Genomic DNA, 14,288 nt, shown 5'->3' on the forward strand with positions numbered 1-14,288 from the left:
AACAATTTGTTGTTTCCGTTGTAAATTAATTGTATTTTAGCACAAAAAATTTAAACTCAGTATTCAATTCATGAAATGTGCATAACTTTTGTACGTTTCATTAACAAGGAAAGCGGCTTTTTGCTGACCTTACTTTGTGATTTTTTGCACAATATTACCCCGAAACCACCCAAGCATTTTAATTCAATGGCAGAAGTTACCTATACTGAAGACAACATCCGCTCGCTCGACTGGAAAGAGCACATCCGTATGCGCCCGGGCATGTACATCGGTAAACTGGGCGATGGCTCAGCAGCCGATGACGGCATCTATATCCTACTCAAGGAGGTCATCGACAACTCTATTGATGAGTACGTCATGGGTCACGGACGGGACATCGACATTAAAATTGAGGAGGGCCTGGTGTCCATCCGCGACTACGGGCGGGGCATCCCGCTGGGCAAGGTTGTGGACTGTGTCTCCAAAATCAATACAGGCGGCAAGTACGACTCCAAGGCGTTCAAAAAGTCGGTGGGCCTGAACGGGGTGGGTACCAAAGCCGTGAATGCCCTTTCGGAAAACTTCCGGGTGACATCCATCCGGGACGGCAAAGCCAAAGTGGCAGAATTTGAGCGGGGCGAACTGGTCAAAGACCACAAGCTGAAAAAATCCAGCGAGCCGAATGGCACCCTGATTGAATTCTTCCCTGATAAAGCGATTTTCAAAAAATTCCGCTTCCGCAGTGACTACGTTGAGAATCAGCTTTGGAACTATGCCTACCTGAATGCCGGGCTCAAGCTCAATTTCAACGGCAAAACCCTGGTCTCCCGCAAAGGCTTATATGATCTGCTGGAGCGCAAAACGGCTTCCGAGCACCTGCGCTATCCTATTATCCATATGAAGGGGGACGACCTGGAGATCGCCCTCAGCCACGGCAATCATTACGGGGAGCAGTACTATTCCTTTGTGAACGGGCAAAACACCACACAGGGCGGTACGCACCTCAATGCACTGCGCGAAGCCATTGTGAAAACCGTTCAGGAACATTTTAATAAGAACTACGACCGGCGGGATATCCTTAGCTCGGTCATCGCAGCGGTCAGCATCCGGGTGGAAGAACCGGTTTTTGAGTCACAGACCAAGACCAAGCTGGGCTCAAGCGATATGGGGCCGGAGGGGCCAACCGTGCGTACCTTCGTAATCAATTTCGTGAAGGAAAAACTGGACAATTTCCTCCACCGCAATCCGGATACCGTCAAGGCATTGGAAAAGCGCATCAAGCAGTCGGAGCGGGAGCGCAAGGAGATTGCCGGTATCAAAAAGCTGGCTAACCAACGTGCCAAAAAGGCTAACCTGCACAACAAAAAGCTACGCGACTGCCGCCTCCACTTTTCCGACAGCAACCGGAAAACAGAAGAAGAACGGCGCAAGGCCACGACCATATTCATCACCGAGGGAGACTCCGCAAGTGGTTCCATTACCAAAGCGCGGGATGTACAGACGCAGGCCGTCTTCAGCCTCCGCGGCAAGCCCCTCAACTGCTATGGCCTAACCAAAAAAGTGGTGTACGAAAACGAGGAGTTTAACCTCCTGCAGCATGCGCTGAATATCGAAGACGGGCTGGACGAGCTGCGCTACAACCGCGTGGTCATCGCTACGGATGCCGACGTGGACGGTATGCACATCCGACTGCTGTTGCTCACTTTTTTCCTGCAGTTTTTCCCGGAGCTGGTACGCAACGGGCATCTTTATATCCTAGACACGCCTCTGTTCCGGGTGCGGGACAAGCAAAAGACCTTCTATTGCTACAGCGAAGAAGAAAAGCAGGAAGCCATCAAGCAACTGCGGGGCGCGCCGGAAGTGACCCGGTTTAAGGGGCTGGGCGAGATTTCTCCAGGTGAATTCAAAGACTTTATTGGCGATGGAATCCGCCTGGAGCCTGTGATCCTGAATGAGGACACCAATATTGACGATGTGCTGCAATACTACATGGGCAAAAACACCCCTTCCCGTCAGGAATTCATCATTGACAACCTGCGGGTGGAAAAGGATGATGCTGAAGAAGCCCTGGAAGAAGCAGAAGCCGAGCTGGAAGAAGAAGCAGTGGCAGCAGAGTAGGAATAAGAACTGCCGAATTGACAATTCAGCACCGGGCGCGTCAGTTTGTCGGTTCCTGGAATAGTGGCACGAATGTTGGTGCATAGGGAGCACGGTGTAGGTTGGCCCTTTTGCTGCCTTATTGGCATGCGCCATGCCCGCACATTGGTGTGAACCTTTCAGACAGGTACCGCTCGATTAAAAAATACAACAGCTCCGGCTGTAAACATACAAGCATGTTTGACGACTATTATATGCAGCAGCGATTAGATGATGATGGCGACTTTCTCCCTCTACTGTCCATAGAAGATGAAGAAGGTGAGAACCCCAATGAGCAATTTCCGGAAACCCTGCCTCTTCTGGCCCTGAAGAACACCGTTCTTTTTCCGGGCATTGTCATTCCGATTACAGTAGGCCGTGACAAGTCGATCAAGGCCATCAATCAGGCTCACAATAAAGCCAACAATAAGGACCGCATGGTGGCTGTACTTTCTCAGCGGGACAGCGAAGTGGAAGAGCCTGGCATTGATGACCTTTTCCGAGTGGGCACGATTGCCCGCATCCTGAAACTGCTGCGCATGCCCGATGGCACCACTACAGCGATCTTGCAGGGCAGGAAGCGCTTTGAGCTTGAAGACCTTGTTTCAGACGAGCCTTACATGCTGGCCACTGTCCGTACCCTTGAATACGAGCCGGTGACTGATCAGATGGAGTTCGATGCGCTTATTTCTTCCGTTTTGGAACGCGCGCAGCAAATCATAGAGCTTTCGCCCAATATTCCTTCGGAAGCGAATGTGATGCTGAAGAACATTCAGAACCATTCGTTTCTCCTCAACTTTATCGCTTCCAATCTAAGCGCCAAAGTTGGCATCAAGCAGGAACTGCTCCGGGAAGACAACCTTCAGGAGAAGGGGCAGGCGTTGCTGAAGCAGCTGAACAGCGAACTCCAACTGCTGGAACTCAAGGACCAAATTGAGAACAAGGTCCGCGTAGATATTGAAAAACAGCAACGCGACTACTTCCTCAATCAGCAACTGAAGACGATTCAGGAAGAACTGGGACAAAACCCTCAGGAAGAGGAGATCAACAATATGGCCAGGCGGGCTAAGGATAAAGACTGGCCCGAAGCCGTTGCCAAAACCTTTGACAAGGAAATCAACCGCCTGCGCCGTATGAACCCGCAGGTAGCAGAGTTTTCTATACAACTCACGTATCTGGAGCTGCTGCTCGACCTGCCCTGGGAAGAATTTACACAGGATAATTTTGACCTGAAGAAGGTCAAGAAAGTCCTGGATGAGGACCACTTCGGGCTGGAGAAGGTCAAGGACCGTATTCTGGAGCATCTTGCCGTACTCAAGCTCAAGGGCGATATGAAAGCGCCCATCCTTTGCCTGGTGGGCCCTCCCGGTGTGGGCAAAACCTCACTGGGCCGGTCGATCGCCCGGGCTATTCAGCGCAAGTTTGTACGCATGTCGCTGGGCGGGCTGCACGATGAATCGGAAATCCGTGGCCACCGCAAAACCTACATTGGGGCGATGCCGGGGCGTATTGTGCAATCACTGAAGCGGGCAGGTTCGTCCAATCCGGTCTTTATTCTGGATGAGATCGATAAAGTAGGGAAGGACTTCCGCGGCGACCCCTCCTCTGCTCTGCTGGAAGTGCTGGACCCGGAGCAAAACGGGACTTTTTACGACAATTACCTCGAATTGGAGTACGACCTGAGCAAAGTGATGTTCATCGCTACGGCCAACTCCCTGAACACCATTCAGCCCGCACTTCTGGACCGTATGGAAATCATTCAGGTCAGCGGCTACTCCACCGAAGAAAAAATAGAAATTGCTAAGCGCCACCTTATACCCGAACAGCGTAAGGAGCATGGCCTGAAGGCGAATCAGGTCAAGCTGGGCAAGCGTACACTGGAAGCCCTCATCGAAACCTACACCCGTGAATCCGGCGTACGGTCCCTCAATCGCCAAATCGCCGGTGTTATGCGCAACGTTGCCCGAAAGGTAGCGATGGAAGAGGAGTACGAAGTAAGTGTAAAGCCGGAACACCTGAATGGCATGCTGGGCCCGTCCCGCTTCGACAAAGACCGCTACGCTACGCCCGAAGTGCCCGGCGTGACGGTAGGCCTGGCCTGGACACAAACGGGTGGCGACATCCTGTTCGTGGAAGCCATTCTCAGCCCGGGCAAGGGCAAACTCACCCTGACCGGCAACCTTGGTGATGTCATGAAGGAATCTGCGTCTACCGCATTGAGCTTTATTAAAGCTAACAGCGAAAACCTTGGCATTGACCCCAAAATTTTCGAGGAGAAAGATATCCACCTGCATGTGCCCGAAGGTGCGATCCCCAAAGATGGCCCATCAGCGGGCATTACCATGCTTACGGCACTGACTTCTGCCTTTACCGGCAAACGGGCCAAGACTTATGTAGCGATGACCGGAGAGATCACCCTTCGGGGCAAAGTCCTGCCGGTGGGTGGCATCAAGGAAAAGATACTCGCTGCCAAACGGGCTGGCATGAAGGAAATCATCCTTTGTCAGGAAAATGAAAAGCACGTCGCGGAAATCAACCCGGACTACATCAACGGGATTGAATTCCACTACGTCAGCCGCATGGAGGAAGTCCTGAACATTACGCTCGGCATCCGGTAGCACCGCCTCATCAGGCCTGCTACTTGCCGGTGCCGTAGTTTTCCGCCCAGCTCATCATGCCACCAAGCAAATTGCGAACATTCTTAAAGCCAGCCCGCTCCATGAATTCCTTTGCGAGACCGGAGCGATTGCCGGAGCGGCAGTAGACGATGACCTCATCTTCCTTGTGCTGTTCCAGTTCGCCCATGCGGCCCATCAGGCTGCCCAGGGGGATGAATTCACCGCCAATATTGAAGGCTGCCCGCTCATTGGGCTCCCGTACATCGAGTAGTACAAAATCTTCGTTAGCGTCCATTTTGGACTTGAGTTCCTGAACGCGGATGTCTTGTGCCATTTTCGTTTTGTTATTCAGTGATGACGAGCTTGCGGTGCAGGGACCGGTTGGTCGCCGGGTCATAGACCTTTACTATATACAGCCCAGGCCGAAATTCGTTCAGCCCAAACTCCCGGACCAGCAGCTGATCCAATACGACCTGCCCCAGTGGGTTCACGAGCTGCATGCGGTAATCTGCCGGCCAGCGTTCCCCTTCTATGCGGATGTAGGCGCGCTCCTGAGCCGGATTAGGGTACAGGCGAAGATCGAGGTCCAGCGCTTCCGCAGAAGAGGTGCCGGAGCTCAGCGGCCGTTCATTGCCCATAACCGGGCGCAGCATTAAAGACCCCGACAGGAAGCCCTCCGGGAAAGGCTGCCAACCTTCATCGTCATTATTGAAAAACAAGGCTGAACCGCCCGCCGGAGAGTTACGGTCAAAACCCACCGGTATACAATCCAAATAGTCACAGGGCGACACCTGCTCCCACCCGATATAGAAATCACCAGCCGGAATAAACACCGCTGTCGGACCGTTATCCCCAAACAGCGGATAGGTCGTAAACGCCTGTAGGCTGTCGTAGTAAGAAGAGGGATAGAATGGCCGTTCGAAGGTCATCCGGATTTCCGGCTCATCGTCAAGCTCGCCCACCCAGACCTGCAAATGGAACTCCTGCCCGGAAACATTGCTGATGATGCGTGGGAAATTGAACTGAACCGCCTGCAGAGAGTCATCGACCGTTGTGGTATACTTCACAGCAACCTGATCGCCCTCCTGCACGACCACACCGTTTTCTGCGGTGCCATCGTCGTAAGCGAAGTAGTTATCAAAAACCGTGGTGGTCACCGCGCGGTTATTGTACGCTACGGATTCGTACCCCTGCCCGTCCTGCTCATTGGTCACATCGGTGAGGTTGTACTCCACCTCAAACTCCAGGCGGGGCTCAGCATCAAAGGCGGTATTGCCGAGGGCATCAATAGCAGCGCTCAGCCCCTCAAATTCCTGGGCGTAACCAATGCTCTCGTTAGCAAAAACTGTACGGCAGCAGGCATCCAGCAAGTTGGACTGCAGGACCTGAATGCCGGTGTTTGCTTCGGTAATCCGCAGCACGCCGGCACCTGCGTTGAGCGCCTGATCATTGTCCAGGTTGAACAGGAATGTGTTGTAGCTTTCCGGCAGAAAGTCAGCTGCGCGGCCATCAAAATGCCTCCAGGGCATGCTTGTATAGGGAGTGGTGAAGGCAGCGGGCACCCGGGTGAGGGCCACATCAGTGATATTAGACTGGAAAGTCACGAATTCATTGCTCAGCCAAACGTAGTCAAGGTTCCAGATATCATCAATCCCATTGCCGCTGTTGTAGGCAGAAAAACGGAACTGGAAGGCACTATGCTTAAAATTATTCGGCACTTCAAAGGGAAAGAAAAACCCGGCAGGTACGGTATCCAGGTTCATCTCCTCCGGGAAAAACTCATGGATTACCTCCCAGTCGCCGCCTTGCTGTTTGAACTCAAGCACCATGTAGTCATCCTCCTCGGGAGACTGCCCCAAGCCTTTGGGCTGCAGCCAGAAAGTGAGGTAGACATTCCCGCTGAGCTGCGTCAGGTCCAGATAGGTGGAGGTGAGGCGGTCGTTCAGCCCTTCCGAGTTGTAGGGGCGGCCGTTGCGGTCCAACCCATCGAAAGTAGCGACCCCAAGGCTGGGCTGATCCGTAGCGAAAGTACGGTTGATGTAGACATCTTCATCCAGCCAGAATTCCGTGGGAGGGACGATGGCATCATAGGAAAAGTCATCCAGAAAGGCTTCCTGCCCTGCACTACCGCCCAGCTTCAGCGTATCGTGCTGAATACGGAAGGTAAAGTGGTAAACATCACAAACGGTGAAGGAATCACAAACGGTGATGTCGATTTTATCTTCTCCGGCATAGCGGCTGGCTACGTAGATAAAGCTGCTGTCCGGTGCACTGTAGTTCCTGAAATAGACCAGCTTATCACGCCCCTCATAGTCATCGGGCACATCCGTAATCTTGTTGCAGGCCAGCGGGCCCGGCAGCTGTGAAGCCTGCACATCGAGAGCGATGGATTCTTCTGACTGAAGGGTGATGGGCGCCATATCGTATTCCTGTGCCACCCGCCGCCCCACTACATCAAAGGAGGTGCTGGCGCAACCGTTCGGGTTACAAAATTCGACAATGAAGAGGTATTCCGCCCCAAGCAGGTCATCAGCTCCGGTAATGACCAGGGTTGCCTGCCCATCTTCCACCTGTAGCTCGGCATCGCCAATAGGGTTGCCTTCGCACTCAATGCATTCAAACGCACCGGCTACCTGCCCCAGACCAAAGGTGTCAATATCCACAGACAGCTCTACGGTCTCACTGGCGTCGATATAGGTGATGTCGGTCTCTTCAAGCTGACAGTTTCGGCTACGAAGCGCACTGTTGGCCCGGTCGTAGCCCTTGGGCAGTTGGAGGCCTTCCTCTGCCCGGTAGTGCTCCAGGAGCGCATTGCCCCCGAGCGGGACCAGCTGCTGAGCATTGGCGGAACAGGCAATAAAAAGTATGATGGAAAGGTAGAATAATCGCTGCATGTCTGTCTGTAAATTAATTCGCCTGCCACGTACAGGTGGGCAGTATCGGCACCGGCTGCTCCGGCATATTTTGAGAACGGCAAAGTTATTCATTTGTTGCTCGTTTGGGAAACGCCCATTGCAGGAAATCCGGCATTACTTGCCCCCACGTTTGGGGATTGTGTTCTCCACCCGACACTTCAACGTAACGAATGGCTTGCTTTCGGTCATAACCGAGGCCCTCCAAAGCTTTGATCAGGTCCAGGGTATCATCAATGGCGTCGATAATGCCGTTGTTGTTGCGGTCGGCCTGTTCGTCATCAGTCCCGGCCTGCAGCCAGAAACGGAGCGGCGGACAGGTTTTACTTGTTTCCACATAAGTTTGTACAATACGGTCGGCGTCCGGAGCTTCCTCCCGGAATGGCTTGGAACGCCACCACAATGAACCCGAGAACACCCCAATCTGCCCAAAAACCTCCGGATGATGCCAGCCGACATCAAAAGCGGAAAGCCCACCCAGTGAAAAACCGGCTATGGCGTGGGCCTGCGGATCAGTATCAATCCGGTACTGCTGCCTTAGCAGCGGCAGCAGCTCCCGAAGCAAAAACCGGGTATAAACCCCGGCTTTGAGACCCCGGTTCATGTAGTCTGCTCTGCCGGTCGTGCCGTATTCCTGCATGCGGTCACCGGCATGTACGGCAACTGCAATAAAATGGCCTACTTTTCCCTTTCGGTATAGCCGCTCCAATACCCTGACGAAGCGGAGCGCTTCGAGGTCCTGCCCGTCATTTAGGACAAGCAAGGGGTAGCTACGGCTGGATTCGGCATACCCGGGCGGCAACAATACGCGCACCCTAACCTCCCGCTTCAGCCAGGCAGACCGCAGGCCCGGCAGCTCCTCCACCTCTACTCTGCCCGCATCCGGCGAAAAAAAATGGAAAAATTTCCGAATGGCTTCCCTTTTGAACAACCACATGAATTTCAAGGATTTATTTTGACATCGGCTCCGCAGACGCACAAAAATACCACCAATTAATTCGTGTACGAAGTATTAGGCATTACAACTATTGCCCTGCTATCTGATAAGCATTTGAACATCAGCAACTTAATACTTTGAAATACCGGAAAAGCCCGTATTTTTGCAGAACTTATTGTCAAAAGTACAATTACTCTGCTTTTTGGAGCGGCATCAAGACGAAAAACGTGAAAGAGACTTATCACAAGTGGTACTCCCAGAGCCTTAACCGGGAGATCGAAATGCTCATCTACGGCCATCAGGGCTATCCGGTCATTTTGTTCCCTTCCAGTCAGGGCCGATATTACGAGGGCAAGGACTTCGGTTTGGTACAGACCGCGCACTGGTACGTGGAGCGGGGCTTTATCCAGATTTTCTGCCCTGATAGCGTGGATGCACTAAGCTGGTACAACAAGGGTATCCATCCGGCAGACCGGGTCAGGAACCATGTCTGGTATGATCAAATGCTCCTTCACGAGCTGGTGCCGAGCATCCGGTGGAATACTGCGGGTGGTAAAGTAGCCGTTGCGGGGGCCAGTTTTGGGGGCTACCATGCGGCCAACTTTGCTTTTAAGCACCCGGAGCTGGTCAGCCACATGTTCTCCATGAGCGGCGCCTTCGACATAAAGATGTTTATGGATGGTTATTACGACGATAATGTCTATTTTAACAACCCGGTAGATTTCCTTCCGGGCAGCAACCATCCGGCGCTCTGGCAGATGAACATCGTCCTGGGCACCTCGGAATGGGATATTTGCCTGGATGCCAATAAGCGCCTTTCGCACCTGCTCAACCAAAAAGGCATTAACCACTGGTTGGATATTCGGGGCTGGAAGGAGCACGACTGGCCGCTTTGGCAGGAAATGTTCCCTCATTATTTATCTCTGATTTAGAATATCCTTTTACGCAAGCACTTGTCTAAAAACCATAAACTCCATGAAAAAAATTGGTATTCTCTTCGGTCAGGAACGTTCTTTCCCGCACGCGCTGATCGACCGTATCAACTCCAAAAAGGTGAAAGGGATCCAAGCCGAGCCCGTTCTCATCGATAAAGTGGTACAAGCAGCCCACTCGGGCTACGCGGTGATCATCGACCGTATCTCGCAGGATGTCCCCTTCTACCGGGCTTTCCTGAAAAATGCGGCAGCCAGTGGCACTGCCGTGATCAACAACCCCTTCTGGTGGAGTGCAGACGAGAAGTTTTTCAACAACACCCTGTCTGAGAAAATCGGAGTGCCTGTTCCCAAAACAGTGCTTCTGCCTTCCAAGGACCACCCTGCGGATACTTCTGCAGAGTCCTTTTCCAACCTGGCTTTCCCGTTGGACTGGGAAGGTATTTTTGAGTACGTGGGCTTCCCGGCTTTCATGAAGCCGTTCGCCGGCGGTGGCTGGAAGAATGTGTACAAGCTGGATAATGCTGATGACTTCTTCCGCGCCTACAACGAGACCCATCAGCTGGTGATGATGCTGCAGGAGGCCATCGACTTCAGCGCTTACTTCCGCTGTTACTGCATTGGTGGCAAGCACGTCCGCATCATGCCTTACGAGCCGCGCAATCCGCACCACCTGCGCTACGCTGCGCACTTTGACGTGGGCGAAGAGATGATGAAAACACTGGAAGACTATGTGCTGCGCCTCAATCAGGCACTGGGCTACGATTTCAACACCGTAGAGTTGGCTATCCGTGATGGCGTGCCTTATGCCATCGACTTCTGCAACCCGGCACCGGATGCTGACCTGCACTCGGTTGGGCAGGCCAACTTTGACTGGGTGGTGGAAACCGCTGCCAGCTACGCCATTGAACGGGCGCAGGCGCAGGTAGACGGGCAGGACAACCTGACCTGGGGCACCTTTATGAAGGGCGCAGTCAACGGTAAAAAACTTTAAATTGGTCAGCTGACGGCAGGTTTTCTTCCCTGGGCTTGCCGTCAAAATCCTTAGCTTTGCCGCTGTAACAAGCAATTAATATGTCTTCATTACGATTAGCGATCCTGGATATGTACGACAACACGCCCAATCAGGGCATGCGCTGCATTCAGGATATCGTGCGCCGCTTTGAGGCGCAATACGAATGGAAAATTTTTGACGTGCGCGGCAAAGCTGAGGTGCCTGGCATGGACTACGATATTTATATTTCCACCGGCGGCCCTGGCAGCCCGTTTGAAGGAGACGGCATCTGGGATGTCCGCTACTTCGACTGGATGCAGCAGGTCTGGGACTGGAATCTGATTCCCGGCAACCGGAAAAAGCATGTCTTTTTCATTTGCCATTCCTTTCAGATGGCCGTGCGGCATTTCGAACTGGCAGAAGTTACGGAGCGCAAGTCGATGTCTTTTGGAACCTTCCGCTGCCACATGACAGATGCAGGAGCGAGCGACCCTAATTTTCAGGGGCTGCCCAATCCTTTTTTCATTGCGGACTTCCGCCACTGGCAATGCATACAGCCAGATGAGGAAAAGCTGGCCGCAATGGGTGCCGACATACTGGCGCTGGAGAAAATCAGGCCTCATGTCCCGCTGGAACGTGCGGTAATGGCTATTCGCTTTTCACCGGAAATCATTGGCACGCAGTTCCACCCGGAAGCCGACCCTGATGGTATGCGGGAGCACTTTATGGACCCGGCCCGGCAAAAAGCCGTTGTGGACGAACACGGAGAGGAGAAGTACCTGCGCATGATCAAACACCTGCGGGATTCCGATAAGATCGGGCTGACCCATGAGGTCGTCCTGCCGCTCTTCCTGCACCGTGCTATTAATGCTTTAGAAGAGGCTCCTGCCGCTGTTTGACCAAACGGGTCCGGAGCCATAGCTGTTCCTGCCTTTGGCAGGGCCGGCAACACATACACCCTTGTTTGACCGATGCCACTGCGGTCCGCCGCCGGCACAAAACGCTAAACTTATGGTTCCCGATCTGCGGAAACAATTCAACGCAGCGTTCACACCTGAGCGCTATCAGGCTCTGCTCGAATGGGTAGAAAAGCAGTACAACCACCGCCCGCCCTTTCGCATTGCCGAAACACCAGTTTTCATACCGGATGATCTGAAAGCAAAACTCTTTGAAGCCTGCGACCAGATTACGGATGTTATCGTCTCACCCGATTTTGAAGAGCGCTCCCGTAGTGCACTGCTCGCCGGGCAGGAGGTTCCCAATGAAACGCCGCACACCACTTTCTTACAAATGGACTTTGGCATTTGCCAGGAAGCGGATGGGACACTTACCCCTCAGCTTATTGAAGTACAGGGCTTTCCCTCTCTTTACTTTTTCCAGGATTTGGTGGCCCGTGGGTACCGGGAGATTTATGACATACCGGAAGGCTACTCTCACCTCTTTGGCGGACTGACTTCTGAAACGTACCTCGAAAAGCTGAGGCAGGTCATCATTGGCGACCACGACCCGGAGGAGGTCATATTGCTGGAAGTGGAACCGGACAAACAAGTCACCGGGATCGACTTTATCGCAGCCAAGCACATGATTGGCATTGAGTCCGTTTGTGTATCTGAAGTCAAGGTGGAAGGCAGAAAAGTGTTCTACTTCAAGGAAGGCCGCAAGATACAGGTTCGCCGAATTTTCAACCGCGTCATTTTTGATGAGCTGATCCGCCGCGATGACCTCAAGCGGGAGTTTTACTTTATCCACGAGCATGATGTGGAATATGTAGGCCATCCAAACTGGTTCTTCCGCATCAGCAAGCATACCCTGCCGCTGATTGACAGCCCGTATGTACCCAAATCTTACTTCCTCAACGAGCTGGAGACACTGCCGGAAGACCTGCACAATTATGTGCTCAAGCCTTTGTATTCCTTTGCGGGGACGGGTGTCATCATCAACATCAATCAGCATGATGTGGACGCGATCAAAGACCCGGAAAATTACATTCTGCAGCGCAAGGTAACTTACGCACCGGTGATAGAAACCCCGGGCGAGCCTTCGAAGTGCGAAATCCGCATGCTGATGCTTTGGGAACGCGGTGCCCCCCGCCCGGTAATGGTCAACAACCTGGCCCGGCTAAGCAAAGGCCTGATGGTCGGTGTGCGCTATAACCGGGACAAAGACTGGGTAGGAGGGAGTGTGGGCTTCTTCAAGGTTTAGACCTTATTCCCGAGATAATCGAGAATTTCCTCAACGTATTTGCGGTGATTGGCCAGGCGGGGCACTTTGTGTTGCCCCCCAAACTTTCCTCTGGCACGCATCCAGTCATGAAAAGTGCCCGGAGGCAGGGCATGCAGGCGCAGTTGCTCCAGAGCGAGGCTTTTGGAGCGCTTCGCTTCGTAGTCAGAATTGGCGGCCTGCAAAGCTTCGTCCAGCACATAAGCGAACTGAGCTTCGTCAGCGGGTTCCCGCTCAAACTCAACCAGCCATTCATGGCCGCCTTTGCTGTTTCCGTTGAAATAAACCGGAGCTACGGTATACTCTGATACGACCGCCCCCGTACGCCGGCAGGCGGCATCCAGCGCCTGATCCGTATTTTCCACCATCACCTCTTCACCAAAGGCGTTGACAAATTGCTTGGTACGCCCCGTAATCTTGATCCGGTAAGGCTCCGTAGAGGTGAACGTTACGGTATCTCCAGGCGTATAACGCCAAAGCCCGGCATTCGTAGTGACCACCAGAGCGTAGTTCCGGCCAGCCTGTACTTCATGTAGGGGCACCGCTACAGGATTGGGCTTGTCCCACTCTGTCATGGGCAGGAATTCATAGTACACGCCATTATTGAGCAACAGTAACATATCGTCCCGGCTGAAGTCGTCCTGAGCCGCAAAATATCCCTCAGAAGCGTTATAAATTTCCTGGTAGCTAATGTCATCCGATGGGAAAAACGCCTCAAACTGCTTGCGGTAAGGGGTAAAGCTGACCCCACCGTGGACATAACCCTGGAAATTGGGCCATACCTCCAGCATATTGCTTTTCCCGGTAAGCTGCAGAATGCGGCGGAACAGGACCACTGTCCAGGTCGGAACTCCGCCAATCATGACCATATCGGGTTCGTTGGCTCCGATTTGGGCCAGTTTTTCCAGCTTCACCTCCCAGTCGTGCAGCAATGCTGTTTTAAAATCCGGTGTAAAGAACGGGCGCCCCACTGCAGGCATATTCTGAATCATAATGGCAGACACATCGCCATAGGTAGTCTTGGGATAAGGTTCGAAGGGAAAAAGACTGCCCCCCATAATCATACTTTTGCACTCAAACTGACGGGCATCGGGGCGGTTGTGGTAAAAAAGCGCCATTGTGTCCCAGGTGCCGCGGATGTGGCATTTACGCAGATTTTGAGCAGGGACGGGGATGAATTTGCTCCGGTCGCTTGTCGTACCGGAGGACTTGGAGAACCATCGGACCTGACCGCTCCAAAGCACGTCCTTCTCCCCATACATCATACGTTTGATGAAGGGCTTGAGGTCATCGTAATCATTAACCGGTACCCGGCGGGCAAATTGTGCCGCATCGCGGATATCGCGGTAGCCATATCGCCGCCCCCATTCGGTATGTTTGGTAAACTGCAGCAACTGCTTCAGCAATTGCTCCTGAACCTGATGGGGGTGCTCCATAAAATGCCGAATACCTTTATACCGTTGCTGATAATACCATTTAAAGGCCCGGTTGATCGACTTCCTCATAGAGGCGTTGGTGTTGTTGGCGGTGTATGTGTTCAAATATAAGGATTATGCGGTG

The 14,288-nt window shown here is 52.9% G+C and carries 10 protein-coding genes; 6 read left to right on the top strand and 4 right to left on the bottom strand.

The genetic code is table 11. The features are described from left to right. Positions 1-186 precede the first annotated feature (186 nt). Positions 187-2,097, top strand: a complete 1,911-nt coding sequence (locus tag IX84_RS04855) for a DNA topoisomerase IV subunit B (protein WP_044217303.1) — start codon at positions 187-189, stop codon at positions 2,095-2,097. Between the two features lie 215 nt (positions 2,098-2,312). Beyond that, entirely contained in the window at positions 2,313-4,733 is a 2,421-nt protein-coding gene (gene lon / locus IX84_RS04860) for an endopeptidase La (RefSeq protein ID WP_044217006.1), read from the top strand. Between the two features lie 19 nt (positions 4,734-4,752). Here the strand turns inward: lon and IX84_RS04865 are convergent, their stop codons facing one another. From IX84_RS04865 to IX84_RS04875, 3 genes are all read right to left on the bottom strand, one after another. Beyond that, positions 4,753-5,067: a rhodanese-like domain-containing protein gene (locus IX84_RS04865; RefSeq protein WP_044217008.1), complete on the bottom strand. Its 315-nt coding sequence runs from the start codon at positions 5,065-5,067 to the stop codon at positions 4,753-4,755. 10 nt (positions 5,068-5,077) lie between these two features. Further along, positions 5,078-7,627 (bottom strand): T9SS type A sorting domain-containing protein, encoded by a 2,550-nt coding sequence (locus tag IX84_RS04870; protein WP_044217011.1) that lies wholly within the window; start codon positions 7,625-7,627, stop codon positions 5,078-5,080. 85 nt (positions 7,628-7,712) lie between these two features. Then, positions 7,713-8,582, bottom strand: coding sequence for an alpha/beta hydrolase (locus IX84_RS04875; RefSeq protein ID WP_081968615.1), 870 nt, complete (start codon positions 8,580-8,582; stop codon positions 7,713-7,715). 227 nt (positions 8,583-8,809) lie between these two features. Here IX84_RS04875 and IX84_RS04880 point away from each other — a divergent pair, with 227 nt between their 5' ends. The 4 genes from IX84_RS04880 (at position 8,810) to IX84_RS04895 (ending at position 12,710) form a co-directional block, all read left to right on the top strand. After that, positions 8,810-9,514 (top strand): esterase family protein, encoded by a 705-nt coding sequence (locus tag IX84_RS04880; RefSeq protein ID WP_044217306.1) that lies wholly within the window; start codon positions 8,810-8,812, stop codon positions 9,512-9,514. 43 nt (positions 9,515-9,557) lie between these two features. Beyond that, a complete protein-coding gene (locus IX84_RS04885; RefSeq protein WP_044217013.1) occupies positions 9,558-10,508 on the top strand; it encodes an ATP-grasp domain-containing protein in 951 nt (316 codons plus the stop codon). A gap of 80 nt (positions 10,509-10,588) precedes the next feature. Continuing rightward, the gene (locus IX84_RS04890; protein WP_044217015.1) at positions 10,589-11,407 is read left to right on the top strand and encodes a type 1 glutamine amidotransferase; all 819 of its coding nucleotides are present in this window, start codon (positions 10,589-10,591) and stop codon (positions 11,405-11,407) included. Between the two features lie 112 nt (positions 11,408-11,519). Further along, complete coding sequence (locus IX84_RS04895; RefSeq protein WP_044217017.1) at positions 11,520-12,710, top strand: hypothetical protein; 1,191 nt, start codon at positions 11,520-11,522, stop codon at positions 12,708-12,710. On the opposite strand, the gene IX84_RS04900 is transcribed toward IX84_RS04895, so the two are convergent. After that, a complete protein-coding gene (locus IX84_RS04900) occupies positions 12,707-14,269 on the bottom strand; it encodes a GH3 auxin-responsive promoter family protein (RefSeq protein ID WP_238578228.1) in 1,563 nt (520 codons plus the stop codon). The genes IX84_RS04895 and IX84_RS04900 overlap by 4 nt on opposite strands. Positions 14,270-14,288 lie beyond the last annotated feature (19 nt).

Source organism: Phaeodactylibacter xiamenensis, from assembly GCF_000759025.1.
Classification (GTDB): domain Bacteria; phylum Bacteroidota; class Bacteroidia; order Chitinophagales; family Saprospiraceae; genus Phaeodactylibacter; species Phaeodactylibacter xiamenensis.